This is a genomic window from Herbaspirillum camelliae, assembly GCF_001929405.1.
In the GTDB taxonomy this organism is placed as follows: domain Bacteria; phylum Pseudomonadota; class Gammaproteobacteria; order Burkholderiales; family Burkholderiaceae_D; genus Herbaspirillum; species Herbaspirillum seropedicae.
Map to the genome: position 1 here is coordinate 116726 of NZ_KV880769.1, position 17356 is coordinate 134081.

Here is a 17356-nt window from a genome sequence, read left to right on the forward strand (position 1 = left end):
CGGGCCACGCCGCTTCCAGAAAGAAAGATGAAACAGTCGCTCCAGTTACGTACCTCGCAGCATCTCGCATTGACGCCGCAATTGCAGCAGTCGATCAGACTGCTGCAACTGTCGACGCTGGAATTGCACCAGGAGCTGGAGCAGATACTGAGCGACAATCCCCTGCTGGAACGCCTGGACGATGCGCTCGACAATTCGGTGCGCCTGCTGGCCGATGGCGCCGTCTCTTCCGCGCCCTCAAGCGGCGTGAGCGAGACCACCGGCAGTGAAGCCAGCAGCGAAGCCGCGCCCGCAGCGGCCGATGGCGAATCCAGTTTCGAGTACCAGGACACCGCCCCCGAGGGCGTGAGCGGCGACTCCGACTGGAGCTTCGACGATGTGGCCCGCAGCGGCAAGTCGCCCGATGACGAAGACGCCCGTCCCCAACTGGAAGCCCACGAGATCACGCTGCGCGAACATCTGCTGGAGCAGATCCGCGTCACCGCGCGCACGCAACGCGACCGCGCCCTACTGGAACTGCTCACCGATGCGCTGGACGACAGCGGCTATCTGGAAGAGCCGCTGGAAGACATCCTCGCGCGCCTGCCCGAAGAGCTGGGCGTGGACCTGGAAGAGCTCTCCATTTCACTGAAGCTGCTGCAAAGCCTGGATCCGGCAGGCGTAGGGGCGCGCAGCGCCGGCGAATGCCTGGCCCTGCAGATCCGCCGCCTGCCCAAGGTGCCCTTCGTCACGCGCCGGCTGGCGCTGAAGATCGTGGAAGATTACCTGCCGCTGTTTGCGCAACGCGACTTCAACAAGATCAAGAAGGCGCTCGATTGCGACGACGAAGACCTGCGTGAAGCGCAGGCCGTGATCCGCCAGTGCCGTCCGCACCCCGGCGCGGAATTCGCCCGCGATGCCTCGGACTATGTCGTGCCGGACGTGATTGTCAAACAGACAAAGAATGGCTGGCAGGTCATGCTCAACCATGAAGTCATGCCCAAGCTGCGCGTCAACGCCATGTATGCCAGCGCGCTCAAGCAGGCCAAGGGCGAGGGATCGCTGTCTTCGCAGTTGCAGGAAGCCAAGTGGCTCATCAAGAACATGCGGCAACGTTTCGATACAATTTTGCGCGTCGCGCAGGCTATTGTGGAACGTCAAAGAAACTTCTTTTCACATGGGGCAGTCGCCATGCGCCCCCTTGTGCTACGTGAAATTGCTGATACACTGGGTCTACACGAGAGCACTATCTCTCGCGTGACAACTCAGAAATACATGCTCACACCGCATGGCATGTTTGAGTTGAAGTACTTCTTCGGTAGCCACGTCGCGACTGAAACCGGAGGCGAAGCTTCCTCCACCGCGATACGGGCGCTGATCAAACAGTTGATAGGAGCCGAAAACCCGCAGACCCCATTATCCGATAGCAAGATTGCGGATATGCTGGCAGAACAAGGCATGGTGGTCGCGCGACGCACAGTCGCCAAATACCGCGAAGTGTTGAAGATTCCGCCAGTCAATCTCCGCAAGTCCCTCTGAGTTTTTCCTCAGTTTTTCTGTAGTACCGTTGCTGTGTTCCGGCAAGCATCCCGCTGATGCCCATGCCATCGGACACGAAGACCGTGCCCGTGGTACAGCTGCAGCAAGGATGAATTGCACGAACCTCCAGTGACTTCACGATAGGAGTCTTGTATGAATCTGACCATCAGTGGACACCACCTCGAACTGACCCCCGCCATCCGGGAATACGTGCAAAGCAAGCTGGCCCGTATCAAGCGCCATTTCGACAACGTGATCGACGTCAGCGTGATCCTGAGCGTAGATAAACTCACAGAAAAGGAAAAGCGCCAAAAAGCGGAAATCAACGTCCACATCAAGGGGAAGGATCTACATGCGGAAAGCATTGCGCACGACCTCTATGCAGCCATCGATGCGCTGATCGACAAGCTCGATCGCCAGGTCATCAAGCACAAGGACAAGTTGCAGGAACATCACTCCATGGCCAAGCGCCTGCCTGAAGAAGCCCCGGACGACGCGGTCGCCGGCGCGGCATGATGCCCTGATCTTCAACCTTTCATGAGCAAAGGGCGCGCAAGCGCCCTTTTTCATTTCTTCGCACCGGCGGTCATTTCCCGGCAGAAAATCCGCATAGGATATAAATAATTTCCCTCATCCATGGGACCGGCTTGAAGAAGCAGATGGCGGCCTTATCTTTTCCACAGCCCTTCGGATCAGGAAAATGATTTGATATAAAGCATTTCCCGAAAACAATATTTCCGCAAACGCAAGACAAGTCGCCCGTCCGACTCCAACGCGCGCGACGGCTTTTCCCTATAATGTCGGCAATCCCATTTTTAAAGGCATAGCCATGAGCGACGTCCAATCCTGGATCAAAGAAACCGTGACCCAAAACCCTGTCGTGCTGTTCATGAAGGGCACTGCGCAATTCCCGCAATGCGGCTTTTCGGGCAAGGCCATCCAGCTGCTCAAGGCCAGCGGCGCCGAGAACATCGTCACCGTGAACGTGCTGGAAAGCCCGGACGTGCGCCAGGGCATCAAGGAGTACTCGAACTGGCCCACCATTCCCCAGCTGTACATCAAGGGTGAATTCGTCGGCGGCTCCGACATCATGAGCGAGATGTACGCCTCGGGCGAACTGCAGACCCTGATCAAGGGCTGATCTTTTTCGCGCCTGAAGCTCCCGTGAGCGTTTCTTCCAGCCAGCCGCGCCAGCGCCTGATCGTCGCCATCACCGGCGCGACCGGCGCCATCTATGGCGTGCGCTTGCTGGAACACCTGCGCAAGCATGGCCAGATCGAAACGCATCTGATGGTCTCCGAAGCCGGCGTGCTCAATCTCCACCAGGAGCTGGACATGCGGCGCAGGGATGTGGAAGCGCTGGCCGATGTGGTGCACAACGTGCGTGATGTGGGTGCCTGCATCGCCAGCGGTTCCTTCGCTTCCACCGGCATGGTGGTGGCGCCCTGTTCGATGAAGACCCTGGCGGCCGTGGCGCATGGCCTGTCCGACAACCTCATCACCCGCGCGGCCGATGTGGTGCTCAAGGAACGCCGCCGCCTGGTCCTGATGGTGCGCGAGACCCCCTTCAACCTGGCCCACCTGCGCAACATGACCGCCGTCACCGAGATGGGCGGCGTGATCTTCCCGCCCCTGCCCGGCTTCTACCAGCGCCCGGCTTCCATGGAAGAGATGGTGGACCATACGCTGGGACGCGTGCTGGACATGTTCGGGATCTCCATGCAGCTTACGCCGGAGTGGCAGGGCATGAAAGGTGGAGCGGACTGAAACGCTCTGGGCCTGAGGCCATTGCTGCATCTCCTCAACCATGGACAAATGGAAGCCTTGATGGAAAAGCATGTGATGGACGACATCACCTCGCACTTTGCGGCATTGTCGTCCCTCATTCCGCTGCGACCGATCCGTACCGATGATGACTATGACCGCGCCGTCGTCACGCTGAACCAGTTGCTCGATGCCGGCGCCAGCAATGAAGGCCATCCCCTTGCGGACTTGGTCGACACCCTCGGTAGCCTCATCGCCGAATACGATGACAAGCATTTTCCGCTGAAGCAGGTCTCACCGGTGCAGGTTCTGCAGTTCCTGATGGAGCAACATCAGCTGACCCAATCCGATCTGCCCGAGATCGGCTCGCAAGGCGTGGTCTCCGAAATCCTGCGTGGCAAGCGCGAACTGAACCTGCGCCAGGTCAAGGCACTGGCCGAGCGCTTCGGCGTGGGGCCTGCAGTCTTCATCGACTAGCCAGCACCGGTTCCTGTTCTTCATCCCTCCATGCCAATGGCCACAGCTCGTCACTGCGGCCATCTGTTCATCTGGCAATGGCAAGCGCCATCAAGCCTCATCAAGTCCCATCAACCACGCCCGATATAGGGCATCTTGGTCGCCATCACCGTCATGAACTGCACATTGGCCTCCAGCGGCAGACTATCCATGTAGAGGATGGCGCGGGCCACATGTTCGGCATCCATGGTCGGCTCGACCTTGGTGGAGCCGTCGGCCTGCAGCGTGCCCTTCTTCATCAGCGTGGTCATGTCGGTGGAGGCATTGCCGATATCGATCTGCCCACAGGCGATATCGTAGGCGCGGCCATCCAGCGAAGTGGCCTTGGTCAGGCCGGTGATGGCGTGCTTGGTCGCGGTATAGGAAGCCGAGAACGGACGCGGTGCATGCGCCGAGATGGAACCATTGTTGATGATGCGGCCACCGCGTGGCGACTGCTCCTTCATGATGCGGAAGGCTTCCTGGGTGCACAGGAAGACGCCGGTCAGGTTGATGTCCACGGCGGCCTTCCACTGCTCCACGCTCAGCTCTTCCAGTGACACGGGCGGCGCGAAGATGCCGGCATTGTTGAAGAGCATGTCCAGACGGCCGAAGCGCTCGCGGGTCTTGGCGAAGAGCTGCTTGACCGACGCCGGGTCGGTCACGTCGGCGGCCACGACCAGCGCATTGGGGCCGTCTTCGCCGGCCAGCCTGACGGTCTCTTCCAGGGCATCCTGGCGGCGGCCGGCCAGGGCCACGCCGTAGCCTTCGCGCAGCAGCGCCAGGGTAATCTGCCGGCCAATGCCGGAACCTGCGCCGGTGACCAGCGCGATGCGTTTGGGTGCTTGGGGTGCTGCCATCGGGTGTACTCCTCAATGTGGCTCATGGACGGGGTGCATCACGAACGGCGATAAAAAAACCGCCTGTGATGCACAGGCGGTTTTCACTATAGCAAACACGCAGCACGACCAGATGAGAGATTTTCAATCCGGCCAGCCGTTGTTCATCTATCGGCCTACACCGTGGACGACAAGGGCTTGGCCGTATCGATACCCAATGTACGCGCTGCTTCTTGCAGCCGCGCACGATCATCACCCCACACTTCGCACAAGGCCGTATACGCAATCCAGCGCGCATCGATCTCGAAGAAGTCGCGCAGGTTCACCCGCGTATCGCTGCGGCCAAACCCATCCGTCCCCAGCGTCACATACGGCGCCGGCACGAAGGCGCGGATGCTCTCGGGCAAGGTGCGGATATAGTCGCTCACCGCAATGACCGGTGCTGGGCTACCCTGCAGCTGCTGCGTCACGTACGGCAACGCCTCGCTGCCCACCAGCCCCACCAGCCGCTGCGCACGTTGCGCGGCCACGCCATCGCGGGCCAGTTCGGTGTAGCTGGTCACGCTCCAGACCTCGGCCTCGATCTGCCAGTGCTGTTGCAGCAGCGCTGCCGCGGCCACGGCTTCCTTGAGGATAGGGCCGGAACCCAGCAGACGCGCCTGCGCCTGCGGCTTGCGCGCCAGGCAGTAGAGGCCGCGCAGGATGCCGTCCTGCACGCCTTCAGGCAGGCTGGGCTGGGCCTCGTTCTCGTTGGTGACGGTGATGTAGTAGAACACGTCATCACCGCGTTCCATCATGCGTCGCATGCCCTCATCCAGGATCACCGCGAGCTCATACGCATAGGCCGGATCGTAAGAAACACAGTTGGGAATCGAGGCCGCCGTCACCAGGCTGTTGCCATCCTGGTGCTGCAGGCCCTCGCCGCCCAAGGTCGTGCGACCCGAGGTGGCGCCGATCAGGAAGCCGCGTGCACGCTGGTCCGCTGCCGCCCAGATCAGGTCGCCGATGCGCTGGAAACCGAACATCGAGTAATAGATGTAGAAGGGCAGCATCGGCGTGCCATGCACCGAGTAGGCAGTGGCCGCGGCGGTCCAGGAGGAAATCGCTCCGGCTTCAGTGATGCCCTCCTCGAGGATCTGGCCATCCTTGGCTTCGCGATAGTAGAGGATGGAGCCGATATCTTCCGGCTCATACAACTGCCCCTGCGACGAATAGATGCCGACCTGGCGGAACAGGTTGGCCATACCGAAGGTACGCGCCTCATCGGCCACGATGGGCACCACGTACTGGCCGAAGTCCTTGTCCTTCAACAGGTTGCCGAGCTGGCGCACCAGCGCCATGGTGGACGACATCTCCTTGCCATCGGCTTCGAGCGCGAACTTGCTGTGCGCCGCCAGCGGCGGCACTGCACGTCGCGCCTGTCCCGCATGACGGCGCGGCAGGTAACCGCCCAGGGCGGCGCGGCGCGCGTGCAGGTGCTTCATCTCGGGACTGTCATCAGCCGGCTTATAGAAGGCCAACTCACGGCACTGTTCATCGCTCAGCGGCAGCTTGAAGCGGTCGCGGAATTGCAGCAGACTCTCTTCATCCAGCTTCTTCTGCTGGTGCGTGGTCATCTTGCCTTCACCGGCCGCGCCCATGCCATAGCCCTTCTTGGTCTGCGCCAGGATCACGGTCGGCTGGCCGCGATGCCGGGCCGCAGCCTGATAGGCCGAATAGATCTTTTTCATGTCGTGGCCGCCCCGGCGCAGGCGATTGATTTCCTCATCGGTGAGGGTGGCGCCGATGGCGCGCGTGCCCGGCGTCTGGCCGAAGAAATGCTGGCGGTTGAAGGCCCCATCGTTGGCGGCGAAGGTCTGCAATTGCCCGTCCACCGTGCGGTTCAGGGCATCGACCAGCTCGCCGTCCTGGTCGCGGGCGAACAGGCCGTCCCAGTCCGAGCCCCACAGCAGCTTGATGACATTCCAGCCAGCCCCGGCAAAGAGGGTTTCCAGCTCATCGACGATATGGCCATTGCCGCGCACCGGACCATCCAGACGCTGCAGATTGCAGTTGACCACGAAGATGAGATTGTCCAGCTTCTCGCGCGAGGCCAGCGAGAGCGCGGCCAGCGACTCGGGCTCATCCATCTCGCCATCGCCGAACACGCCCCACACCTTGCGGCCCTGATCCTGCAACAGGCCGCGATGCTCCATGTAGCGCAGGAAACGCGCCTGGTAGATGGCATTGATGGGGCCGATGCCCATGGAGCCGGTGGGGAACTGCCAGAACTGCGGCATCAGCCACGGATGAGGATAGGATGACAAGCCCTGCCGTCCCACCCGCTTGGCCTCGATCTCGCGGCGATAGTAGGCCAGGTCATCCTCGCTCAATGCGCCTTCGAGGAAGGCCCGCGCATAGATGCCGGGCGCCGAGTGCGGCTGGAAATAGACGACGTCGCCGGCGAACTGCTCATCGCGGGCGCGGAAGAAATGGTTGAAGCCGACCTCGAAGAGGTCCGCGGCCGAGGCAAAGCTGGCGATATGCCCGCCCAGTTCGCCATAGGCGCGGTTGGCGCGCACCACCATGGCCAGCGCGTTCCAGCGCATGATGCTGGCGATACGCTCCTCGATGGCCTGGGCGTCGGAGCCACCGGGGAAAGGCGGTTCCTGTTCGGGCCGGATGGTGTTGACGTAAGGGGTATTGCGCGCATCGCGCCAGTTCACGCCCCATTGCTGGGCTGCGGCCGACAGCCGCGACAGCAGGAAGCGCGCACGTTCCGGCCCCGCCTCGGCCAGCACGCTTTGCAGGGCTTGCAGCCACTCCTGGGTTTCCTGGGAATCGATGTCGATATCGCGCGCAATATCGCTGTCACTGGGGCGGGACATGTCCACTTCCTGTTCTCCTGTCTGTGCGCGCCGGGCCGGCGCATCGCGGTAGGCACAAAAACTGCAGCCACTGCAATCGCTGCTATGCAAAGAGACAAAAAGCCGGTAAAACACAGGCCGCGCCATCCGTCTCCTAGCGCCCGACGCCTTTTCGGTCTGATCTTGGTTGAGGGCTTGCTTGCATGATGGGACTATGGGACTACCGGACTACGATACGCCGGATGCTCCGGCATGAGTCACTTAAAACAGGAAGTTGCCTTACAATATTCAGCATCCAGTGCTGTAAAACTGAAACTGACAGAATTAAATTTCGATAATGGAACTCGATACCACCGATTTGCGCATCCTGAACATTCTTCAGGAGAACAGTTCGATCAGCAATCTGGAGCTGGCCAGCCGCATCAATCTCTCGCCCTCGCCGACCCTGGCCCGGGTCAAGCGCCTGGAATCGGAAGGCATCATCTCGCGCTACGTGGCGCTGGCCGATCCGCACCTGCTGGGCTTGAAGGTCAACGTCTTCGTCAAGGTGATCCTGGAGCGCCAGGGCGCCGAAGCACTGGCCCAGTTCGAGACGGCGGTGAGCGCCTTCGATGAGGTCATGGAAGTCTATCTGATGACCGGTGACGAGGATTACCTGCTGCGCATCGTGGTGCCGGACCTGCTGACGCTGGAACATTTCATTGTCGATCACCTGACCAAGATTCCCGGCATCAAGAATATCCGCTCCAGCTTTGCGCTCAAGCAGATCAAGTACAAGACCGCCCTGCCCACGCCCAAGATCAAGACGCGTCGATGAGCATGGGCAATGCTGGGCGGTAAACGATGAGAGCCTGTACCATCGAGTAACAATGAATCACGTTGAATTACATTGAATCGCGTTGCGCCCAAGAAAAATCGCCGCCCCGGATAAGCCGGCAGCGGCGATTTTGCCAACAAGCTGTTCTCACCATCATCAGAAACCGTTCGGACTGAGTAGGCCCTTGGGCCGTATCGAAGGCGCTTTTGAGCCTGGTAGTTGAAGCAGATACGCAGGCGTGCCTTCGATACGCGGCTACGCCGCTACTCAGGTCGAACGGTAGCCCGCAGTGGATAGTGGGTAGGCACTGGTCAGTAAAGCACTAAGGCGCCTACGATAAACGCGAGCGTTTCCCCCCTGGCGGCACGAGGTCATCGCGGCGACGGCGCGGATGACCGGGCAGGCCGTCCAACGCCTCACGCGTAAGCTCTTCCTGCACCGGCGCGACAGCCTCGCTGACATCGCACCAGCGCTCCACCATTTCCACCACGCAGCGCGCATAGCGCTCGCCATCGATGGGCTTGGGCAGGTAGGCCGTGGCGCCCGCATCCAGCGCCTCGCGTTCGCCATCGGTGTCATGGGAGGGGAAAACCACCACCGGCGCCTCTGCAAGATGGCTGCTGGCGCGCAACTCCCGCAACAGTTCCAGGCCATCGCCGCATTCCATGTCGGACTCCAGCAGGATCAGGCTGGGCGTGGCGCAATCGCCGCTACGCCGGCCGCTCAACAGGCAGCGGCGCGCCGTCGCCACATCCTGGCAAGCGCGGAAAGCGCAATGCAGGCCGGCTCGCCACAAGGCGAACCGCGCCAGTTCAGCCGCCTCCGGGCTGGGATCGATCATGACAATGCTGGGGAAATTCATTCTGCTAGGCAAACCCTGTCGTACCGCAACGGCCATGGCGAGCTTCGGCATGGCAATAGCAAACGTTTTACAGGACTGCCCGCTCCCTTGACATCGGGAAATTCCTGAGCCCCGCCAGAATTCCCCCAGGGCAATGTCCGCAGCGCCTGCACCTACTTCAGCGGCAGGTAGATATCGGTCAACAGCTCGCCCGGGGGCGTGTCGGGCAGCAGGTTGAGATAGTGGAAGTAGAGCGGAAAATCACGCAGCTCCTCGCCGCTCTCCGGCAGCCACTGGCGATACAGCGGGTAGATGCTGTCGCCCAGCCGCTCATGCGCGCCGACGTGCCGCACGCGCGCGCAGCGTCCACCCGGGATCAGCGATTCCACCACGCCTTGGACATTGTCCGGCAGATCGCCTTCGAGCTCGCCACAGATGCCGAAGCGGAACTGCTCCGGCGGGGTGGTATCAGGATTGTCCCAGGCCAGGCCGAAGGTGCGGCAACGGTCCACCGGCGACAGGCCCGACGCCTTGCGCCAGGCGATGAATTGCGCCACCGTGGCATTGAGCGCATTGACCGGCCCGCGATGGGCCAGCATGGCGATGCGGATGGGTTCTACTTGGGTGATGTCGACTTGCACGTCCACTTTCCTTTCAGGGATGCGGAATACGAAACGCTCGTGCCAGGAAGGCCAGTCCGGTGCGCGCCGGAATTGCGAAGGCGACTGACCGAAGGCGGCCCTGAAGGCGCGCGTAAAGGATTCCGGGTTTTCGAAACCGGCTTCGAGGGCGATCTCGATGATGCGCCGCTGCGGCTGGAAGGCCAGTTGCAGGCTGGCATGCTTCAAGCGCATCAGCAGGATGTAGCGCGCCACCCCCACGCCGGTGAAATCGGCAAACTGCCGCTGGAAATGGAACCGCGAAAAATACGCGACGCCCGCCAACTGCTCCACCTCCAGCGATGCATGGAGATGCGCCTCGATATAGTCGAGCACGCGCTCGAATCGAGCTTGATAGGCTTTTTTGCGGTCGTCACTCATGGTGTCCTCGGTTCACGGGACGTACTGTGCAAGAATTGGCGGCACAAATCCTGACCGAAACTGCGCATTCTGCTGCATCCTTGATGCCGGGGCTGGCCGCCGTGATGGTCGTCATGTTAAAACACCGGCTTTGCCGCCACCCGTCTTTTCGCCCATGCCTTCCTTCATCGTGCTGATGCTGGCCATCTGTGCCGTCTGGCTGCCGGCCTTGCGCCTCAGCAGCCGCCTGTCCATTCCGCCCTGGCTGCCGCTGCTGTTGCTGGCCGTGACCATGGGCTGGCTCGACGGCCAGCTCAAGGCCGTCGCGGTGCTGGGCATAGTGATACTGGGAACGCTGACATGGGGATCGACCCATGCGCCCCACGCATGGCAACGCCGCAGCCTCCTGGCGCTGGCGCTATTGCTGGCACTTTTGATGGCGCTGCATCGCTGGCCTGGCTTCATCAATACGCTGGTCGTGCCCGCCACGCGCATCACGACCGATGCTCGGCCCTTCATGCTGTACGCCAACTTCGACAAGGGTGTGGCCGGGCTGCTGTTGCTCGCCCTCTTGGCGCCACGCTGCCATGCGTGGAGGGAATGGCAGGGCGCGTTGCGCCTGACGCTGCTGCCGGGTCTGGCCACCATCGCCCTGGTGATGGGCCTGGGCTGGCTCATCGGGCTGGTCGGCCCCAACCTGAAGTGGCCTGGCTTCACGCCGCCATTCCTGGCCATCAACCTGTTGCTGACGGTGGTGGCCGAAGAAGCCTTCTTCCGTGGCGTGATCCAGCATCGCCTGCAGCAGGCCTGGCAGGGGCTGCGCGGCGGCGCGGTAATGGCGTTGATCTTGTCGGCTTTGTTATTCGGCGCGGCCCACCTGGGCGGTGGGCTGGCCTATGCGGCGCTGGCCACCGTGGCCGGGGCCGGCTATGGCTGGGTGTTCCAGCGCGCGGGCCGCATCGAGGCGGCGATCGTGCTGCACTTCGCGCTCAATGCAGTGCACTTCATCGGCTTTACCTATCCGGCGCTGGCCTGAGGCAAGCAGGCCTGACGCAAGCAGGCCTTGCGGGGCGATCCAGTGGCACTGTCATCGCCCCTCGCCGTGCCGACCTCAGAATGCGCCGACGTAGTTTTCCGCCAGCGCGGTCGACAGCGCCCGCGAATTGACCACGTTCTCCAGCTCGGCGCGCTGGATCTGGCGCTGGAAGGGCGAGGCATCCTCGAAGGTATGCAGCATGCTAGTCATCCACCAGGAGAAATACTCGGCGCGCCAGATGCGCTTCAAGGCCTGCTCGGTGTAGGAAGCCAGACCTGCCTCGCTGGCGCTACGGTAGAAGTCGTCGATGCCCTGGGCCAGACGCTTGACGTCGCCCACAGCCAGGTTCAGTCCCTTGGCCCCGGTCGGCGGCACGATGTGGGCGGCATCGCCGGCCAGGAACAGACGGCCATGCTGCATCGGCGTGGACACGAAACTGCGCATGCCGATAATGCCCTTCTGGAAGATCTTGCCTTCCTTGAGGCGCCAGCCATCGCCGTTCTCCAGGCGGGTGTGGAATTCATTCCAGATGCGATCATCGCTCCAGTTGTCCACGCTGTCCTTGGGATCGCACTGGAAATACAGGCGCTGCACCGTGGGCGAACGTGTGCTGACCAGCACGAAACCGCGCTCATGCTGGGCATAGATGAGCTCATCCGAAGAGGGCGGTGCTTCCACCAGCACACCGAACCAGCCGAAGGGATAGATGCGCTGGTAATCCTGGCGCTTGCTGTCGGGAATGGCCGGGCGCGAGACACCATGGAAGCCATCGCAACCGGCGATGAAATCGGCCTCCAGCGTATGCTGCTCGCCCTCGTGCATGAAGCGCACGCGCGGCTTGTCGGTCTCGACGCCTTCGATGCTGGTGCCGCTGACACTGAACAGCAACTGCCCCTGCGCCGCCAGACGTGCCGCCACCAGGTCCTTGATGACTTCATGCTGGGCATAGACGGTGATGGCCTGGCCGGTCAGTTCGGTGAGGTCGATGCGATGACGGCGGCCACCGAAGGCCAGTTCGATACCATGATGCAGCGCGCCTTCGCGCTTCATGCGCTCGCCCACACCGGTCTCGGTGAGGATGTCCATGGTGCCTTGTTCCAGCACGCCGGCGCGGATGGTGGATTCGATTTCTTCGCGGCTGCGTGTTTCCAGCACGACCGATTCAATGCCCTTGAGGTGCAACAGGTGGGACAACAACAAGCCGGCGGGGCCGGCGCCGATGATGGCGACTTGGGTACGCATGGTGGAGGTCTCCGGGTAAGGATCACATGCCGTCTCCGCTCTTCACGCCCGATTGCATGAGGCCCGGAAACGGCGAGAGGTCATTTGTTTTTTCTTGATCTGGCAGGAATCTTAGTCGCCAGCCGCTGAATAAAAAATGGATGATCCCGCCAAATACTTGTACTATTTTTACAGCGCACGACAACAAGACACGAGCCCCGCGCACAGGACGGAGACCCCATGCCCTTGCCCCGCAGCAAACCCCGCACCAGCGACGTGCCGCAATTCTCCTTGTACGGCGAGGCTTCCAGACCGGAGGATGCCGAGTCTGTCCATATCGAACTGATCGAGACGCGCAGCCGCGTGCACGACTGGCATATTGCACCGCACACCCATGCCGGCCTGTTTCAGGTACTTTTTTTAATGTCCGGCCATGTCAGCGCCTTGATGGAAGAGCAGGTCTGGGAATACGATGGCCCGGTGGTGCTCACCATCCATCCCTCGCTGGTACATGGCTTCGATTTTTCGGAACAGGCGGTGGGCTTCGTGCTGACGGTAGACCCGCACGTGGTGTTCTCAGCCGGGGCTGGCGAGGGACATGGCGAGTTGTTCTCGCCCTTGTTCCTGCGGCCCATGGCCATCGAACTGGGGCGCGTGCCGGAGTTGCGCGAGCGCATGGAAACCCTGCTGCGCCTGCTCATCGCCGAATCCGCCGCACCCCGCACCGGCCATACGCTGATGCTGGAATGGCTGGCGCGCAGCGTCATGCTGCTGCTGGTGCGGCTGGAGGCAGACCACCGCTCGGCCGAGCTGACCGGGCGCGGCGACTTTGAATTGTTCAGCCGCTTCCGCGCCCTGGTGGAGCAGCATTTCAAGCAGCAGTGGCAAGTCGCAGTGTATGCCGACAAGCTGCGCATCACGCCCAGCCGCCTCAACCGCCTGTGCCTGAAGCTGGCCGGCCACTCCGCCTTCGACCTGGCGCAGCAGCGGCTGATCCTGGAGGCCTGCCGCAAGCTCACCTATGTGCCCTCGGGCGTGGCCACCATCGCCTATGAACTGGGCTTCCAGGACCCGGCCTACTTCAGCCGGCTCTTCAAGCGGCACATGAGCGTGACGCCCAAGGAATATCGCCGCACGCATGTGGAGGAATGACTCTCCCTGCTGCCGCTAAAGCAATGCCCCCAATTCCACCTGTATCTTCAGCATCGCCGGCAGACAACGTTCGACCATGTCTTCCAGCTTCATCCGTCCCGCATGCACGCTGATATTCATGGCCGCCACCACCTCACCACGGAAATTGCGCACCGGCACGGCCATGGTGCGCAGGCCCAGTTCCAGCTCCTGATCCACCAATGCATAACCCTGCACGCGGGCGCGCGCGATTTCCAGTCCCAGGCGTTCGACATCGGTGATGGTATGGGCCGTAATGGCTTCCGGCTGGGCGCGTGCGAGGATGGCCTCCAGCTGCGCCGGCGGCAGGTTGGCCAGCAGGATGCGGCCATTGGCGGTGCAGTAGGCCGGTACCCGCGTGCCGGGCTGCAAGGTGGTCGAGACCAGTTGCCCGGCACTGACCGCCGCCACGCAGACCAGTTGGTCATGATCGAGCACCCCGCACGAAGCCGCCTCGCCCAGCGAGTAGGCCAGCCGGTACAGCAGCGGCTGCACGATGCGCGGCAGGCGCGCCGAATGCAGATACGACTGGCCCAGCCGCAACACCATGGGGGTGAGCGAGAAGGTCTTGTTGTCGTGCCGCATGTAGCCCAGGTGCGTGAGCGTGATGAGATAGCGGCGCGCGGCCGCGCGGGTGAGGCCCGTCAACTGCGCCACCTCGGCAATGGTCAGGCGCGAGCGCTCCTGGTCAAAGGCTTCGATGACCTGCAGGCCCTTTTCCAGGCCAGCGACCAGGTCGCGCTTGAGAGGTCCCTCGTCGGCATCGCCCGGCTCTTCATCGATACGCTCTTCTTGCATGCTTCCTTCCCTGCCCTGTGGATAAAACAAGCTGACTCAAACAAGCTGACCTGCGCGTTTCCCGTCTTATGCAGAAAATCGGCCATTTGTGCGATTCTCGCACAAAGCGTGCGCAGGGCGCATATGCTGCGCTGCGTCGGCCTTGAGAGCAGCGCATTGCTTGCCTACTATCTGTCCACACCCAAGCACGGCGCGCCAATCGCACATTCCGGCAAGCAAGGAATCCGAGGACGACGCCGCGTCATCACCACCGACCTGAGGAGACCTCATGCAATTCGATGCCATCGAACCCGGTGTCTATCCGGAACTGATCTATCCCCCCTACAAGTCCACCGTCAAACGCGGCCCCACGCAAGCGCCGCTGCGCGTGCGCGACGAGACCGCCACCGGCACCAACCTGTTCGCCTCGCCCAAGCTGATCCTGCCGCACGACATGGACCTGACCAAGCAGGGCAAGGGCGAGCCGCTCGGTGAAAAGATCGTCGTCACCGGCCGCGTGCTCGATGAAGATGGCAAGCCCGTGCGCAACTCCCTGCTCGAAGTCTGGCAATGCAATGCCGCTGGCCGCTACTTCCACAAGAAGGACCAGCACGACGCCCCGCTGGACCCCAACTTCACCGGCTTCGGCAAGATGCTTACCGATGATAACGGGCGTTACCGCTTCGTCTCCATCAAGCCAGGTCCGTATCCCTGGGGCAATCACCACAAGGCCTGGCGTCCGGCGCATATCCACTTCTCGCTGTTCGGCAACGTCTATGCGCAGCGCCTGGTGACGCAGATGTACTTCCCCAACGACCCACTGTTCGCCTATGACCCGATCTTCCAGAGCATCCCCGACGAAGCCGCGCGCCAGCGCCTGATCTCGCGTTTCTCGCTGGAAGAAACGGTGGACGACAAGATGCTGGGCTATGAATTCGACATCGTCCTGCGCGGCCGCAACGCCACGCCCATGGGCATCTGAGAACGAGGCAGGAGACCACATGAGCAATATCACCACTTCGCAAACCATCGGCCCCTTCCCGCACGAAGCCTGGGCCTGGGCCGTGGAACTGACCGCCCGCGTGGAGAGCAGCGCGCCGCAGGTCAAGATCAACGGCGCCATCCTCGACGGCGACGGCGTCCCCATCAATGACGCCTGGGCCGAAGCCTGGCTGCCCGGCAGCGCCCCGGTGGAAAGCGCACACGCCATCCCCGGCTACCGCCGCGTGCCCACCAATGAAGAAGGCGGCTTCGCCTTCTCGATCTCGCAGCCGCAGGCGCCGGCCGGCAAGCCGGTGGCCTACGTGACCGTGTTTGCGCGCGGCCTGGTCAAGCACCAGTTCACCGCCGTGTTCCTGGAAGACGATCCGGCGCTGGCGCAATCGGCCTTGCTGGAACAAGTCCCGCCAGCCCGCCGCGAGACGCTCATCGCCCGCAAGCAACCCGATGGCAGCTACCTGTGGAATATCCACATGCAGGGCGCCCGCGAGACGGTATTCTTCGACTACATCTGAACGCCCGATCCGGCGTGACGATCCTGGGGATCCACAGGCCATGGCCTGTCGGATCCCGCTTGCATTGGATCGCGCCGGGCGGGCAAGCACTGGAGACTTCATGAGCGTTTCGATCTTCGACAGCTTCCTCACCACTTCCGAGATGATCGCGGTGTTCGACGACCAGGCCGTGGTGCAAGCCATGCTGCGCTTCGAGCAAGTGCTGGCCGAGGCCCAGGCCGCCGAAGGCGTCATCCCCGACGCTGCCGCCCGCGCCATTGCCAGCGTCTGCCGCGCCCCGCTCTATGACATCCCGGCCCTGATCGTCGCCGGCCGCCGCGCCGGCGCCCTGGCCATCCCACTGGTCAAGGAATTGCAGCGCACCGTCGCCCTCTACAGCGAAGCAGCCGCCACCCACGTCCACTGGGGCAGCACCAGCCAGGACGTGCTCGATACGGCCATGGTGCTGGTCACGCGAGAAGCGCTGCGCCTGGTGGAGGGCGAACTGGACCAACTCTCACGCCGCCTGCTGGAGCTGGCGCAATCGCATCTGGACACGCCGGTGCTGGCGCGCACCCTGATGCAACCGGCGCAGGTCACCAGCCTGGGCTTGAAGTTCTGCAACTGGGCCGCGCCGCTGCTGCGCTCGCGCGCGCAATTGCAGGCGCTGGCCGAACGCGCCCTGCAACTGCAACTGGGCGGCGCGGTCGGCACGCTGGCGGTATTGGGCGAGAAAGGCCCGGCAGTGGCGGCCCGCATGGCCGCCGCGCTGGAACTGAAGACGCCCGACGCAGCCTGGCATACCCAGCGCGACCAATGGATCCGTCTGGGCGCCGAGATGGCCGTGCTGGCCGGCAGCCTAGGCAAGATCGCCACCGACCTGTCATTGATGGCGCAAGGAGAAATCGCCGAACTGGCCGAACCCTCGGGCAATGGCCGTGGCGGTTCCTCGGCCATGCCGCACAAGCGCAATCCGGTGTCTTCCATGATCGCGCTGGCCGCTGCCGCACGCGCCCCGCAACAGGCAGCCGCCCTGCTGGCTGCGATGTCGCAGCAGCACGAACGCGGCCTGGGCAACTGGCAGGCCGAACTGGCCGAATGGCCGGCGCTATTCCTGGGCGTGCATGGCGCGCTGCGTGCGCTCAACGATGCCTTTGCCGGACTGGTCATCGATGAAGCCCGCATGTTGCGCAACATCGATGCCTTGCAGGGCCTGGTCTTTGCCGAATCGGCCTCCATCTCTCTGGCCGGCGTGATCGGCCGTCCGCGTGCGCACAGCCTGCTGGAACAATTGACGCGCAAGGCCGTGGCCGATGGCGCGCAACTGGTCGATGTACTGGTCGATGCCGTGCAGGCCGATGCGCAGCTGCGCAAGGAAATCGACCTGCCCATGTTGCGCAGCCTGTTCGATCCGGTGCAGGCCACCCGCCCCGCCCGCCGCATCGCCGAAGGGCAGCTTGAGCATTTGCGCACAATGCTGGCGTACTGACCCGCTGCATTCTCCACCTCCACCCCCTACA

17 protein-coding genes are annotated in these 17356 nt (G+C 62.7%); 11 read left to right on the plus strand and 6 right to left on the minus strand.

Annotated elements, in window-relative coordinates:
* Positions 1 to 27 precede the first annotated feature (27 nt).
* From BGK68_RS00495 to BGK68_RS00515, 5 genes are all read left to right on the plus strand, one after another.
* A complete protein-coding gene (locus BGK68_RS00495) occupies positions 28 to 1518 on the plus strand; it encodes an RNA polymerase factor sigma-54 (protein WP_075255459.1) in 1491 nt (496 codons plus the stop codon).
* Between the two features lie 153 nt (positions 1519 to 1671).
* Complete coding sequence (gene hpf, locus BGK68_RS00500; RefSeq protein ID WP_048348626.1) at positions 1672 to 2034, plus strand: ribosome hibernation-promoting factor, HPF/YfiA family; 363 nt, start codon at positions 1672 to 1674, stop codon at positions 2032 to 2034.
* A gap of 313 nt (positions 2035 to 2347) precedes the next feature.
* Positions 2348 to 2659, plus strand: coding sequence for a Grx4 family monothiol glutaredoxin (gene grxD / locus BGK68_RS00505; RefSeq protein ID WP_013235906.1), 312 nt, complete (start codon positions 2348 to 2350; stop codon positions 2657 to 2659).
* Positions 2660 to 2682: 23 nt separating this feature from the next.
* On the plus strand, positions 2683 to 3285 hold the full coding sequence (locus BGK68_RS00510) for a UbiX family flavin prenyltransferase (RefSeq protein ID WP_075255460.1): 603 nt from the start codon (positions 2683 to 2685) through the stop codon (positions 3283 to 3285).
* A 60-nt stretch (positions 3286 to 3345) separates the two neighbouring features.
* Positions 3346 to 3759 carry a helix-turn-helix domain-containing protein gene (locus BGK68_RS00515; RefSeq protein WP_233149212.1) on the plus strand — a complete coding sequence of 138 codons (414 nt, stop codon included), beginning with the start codon at positions 3346 to 3348 and terminating at the stop codon, positions 3757 to 3759.
* A 110-nt stretch (positions 3760 to 3869) separates the two neighbouring features.
* On the opposite strand, the gene BGK68_RS00520 is transcribed toward BGK68_RS00515, so the two are convergent.
* Together BGK68_RS00520 and mdeB are read right to left on the minus strand one after the other, a co-directional pair.
* Positions 3870 to 4637: an SDR family oxidoreductase gene (locus BGK68_RS00520; RefSeq protein WP_075255462.1), complete on the minus strand. Its 768-nt coding sequence runs from the start codon at positions 4635 to 4637 to the stop codon at positions 3870 to 3872.
* A 155-nt stretch (positions 4638 to 4792) separates the two neighbouring features.
* The gene (mdeB, locus tag BGK68_RS00525) at positions 4793 to 7483 is read right to left on the minus strand and encodes an alpha-ketoglutarate dehydrogenase (protein ID WP_075255463.1); all 2691 of its coding nucleotides are present in this window, start codon (positions 7481 to 7483) and stop codon (positions 4793 to 4795) included.
* A 316-nt stretch (positions 7484 to 7799) separates the two neighbouring features.
* Between mdeB and BGK68_RS00530 the strand changes: the two genes are divergently transcribed.
* Positions 7800 to 8279, plus strand: coding sequence for an Lrp/AsnC family transcriptional regulator (locus tag BGK68_RS00530; RefSeq protein ID WP_013235910.1), 480 nt, complete (start codon positions 7800 to 7802; stop codon positions 8277 to 8279).
* A 331-nt stretch (positions 8280 to 8610) separates the two neighbouring features.
* Here the strand turns inward: BGK68_RS00530 and BGK68_RS00535 are convergent, their stop codons facing one another.
* Positions 8611 to 9120 carry a response regulator gene (locus tag BGK68_RS00535; RefSeq protein ID WP_233149213.1) on the minus strand — a complete coding sequence of 170 codons (510 nt, stop codon included), beginning with the start codon at positions 9118 to 9120 and terminating at the stop codon, positions 8611 to 8613.
* 173 nt (positions 9121 to 9293) lie between these two features.
* A complete protein-coding gene (locus BGK68_RS00540) occupies positions 9294 to 10160 on the minus strand; it encodes an AraC family transcriptional regulator (protein ID WP_075255465.1) in 867 nt (288 codons plus the stop codon).
* A 154-nt stretch (positions 10161 to 10314) separates the two neighbouring features.
* On the opposite strand from BGK68_RS00540, the gene BGK68_RS00545 reads away from it, so the two are divergent.
* A complete protein-coding gene (locus BGK68_RS00545; RefSeq protein WP_083657696.1) occupies positions 10315 to 11175 on the plus strand; it encodes a CPBP family intramembrane glutamic endopeptidase in 861 nt (286 codons plus the stop codon).
* A gap of 75 nt (positions 11176 to 11250) precedes the next feature.
* Here the strand turns inward: BGK68_RS00545 and BGK68_RS00550 are convergent, their stop codons facing one another.
* A complete protein-coding gene (locus BGK68_RS00550) occupies positions 11251 to 12417 on the minus strand; it encodes a 4-hydroxybenzoate 3-monooxygenase (RefSeq protein WP_013235914.1) in 1167 nt (388 codons plus the stop codon).
* A gap of 219 nt (positions 12418 to 12636) precedes the next feature.
* Between BGK68_RS00550 and BGK68_RS00555 the strand changes: the two genes are divergently transcribed.
* Positions 12637 to 13548 carry a helix-turn-helix domain-containing protein gene (locus BGK68_RS00555; RefSeq protein ID WP_075255466.1) on the plus strand — a complete coding sequence of 304 codons (912 nt, stop codon included), beginning with the start codon at positions 12637 to 12639 and terminating at the stop codon, positions 13546 to 13548.
* A gap of 15 nt (positions 13549 to 13563) precedes the next feature.
* Here the strand turns inward: BGK68_RS00555 and BGK68_RS00560 are convergent, their stop codons facing one another.
* Positions 13564 to 14364 carry an IclR family transcriptional regulator domain-containing protein gene (locus BGK68_RS00560; RefSeq protein WP_075255467.1) on the minus strand — a complete coding sequence of 267 codons (801 nt, stop codon included), beginning with the start codon at positions 14362 to 14364 and terminating at the stop codon, positions 13564 to 13566.
* A 268-nt stretch (positions 14365 to 14632) separates the two neighbouring features.
* Between BGK68_RS00560 and pcaH the strand changes: the two genes are divergently transcribed.
* The 3 genes from pcaH (at position 14633) to pcaB (ending at position 17325) form a co-directional block, all read left to right on the plus strand.
* Positions 14633 to 15325 (plus strand): protocatechuate 3,4-dioxygenase subunit beta, encoded by a 693-nt coding sequence (pcaH, locus tag BGK68_RS00565; RefSeq protein WP_075255468.1) that lies wholly within the window; start codon positions 14633 to 14635, stop codon positions 15323 to 15325.
* Between the two features lie 19 nt (positions 15326 to 15344).
* A complete protein-coding gene (locus BGK68_RS00570; protein WP_075255469.1) occupies positions 15345 to 15857 on the plus strand; it encodes a peptidase associated/transthyretin-like domain-containing protein in 513 nt (170 codons plus the stop codon).
* Between the two features lie 100 nt (positions 15858 to 15957).
* Positions 15958 to 17325: a 3-carboxy-cis,cis-muconate cycloisomerase gene (gene pcaB, locus BGK68_RS00575; RefSeq protein WP_075255470.1), complete on the plus strand. Its 1368-nt coding sequence runs from the start codon at positions 15958 to 15960 to the stop codon at positions 17323 to 17325.
* The last annotated feature ends 31 nt before the right edge of the window (positions 17326 to 17356 follow it).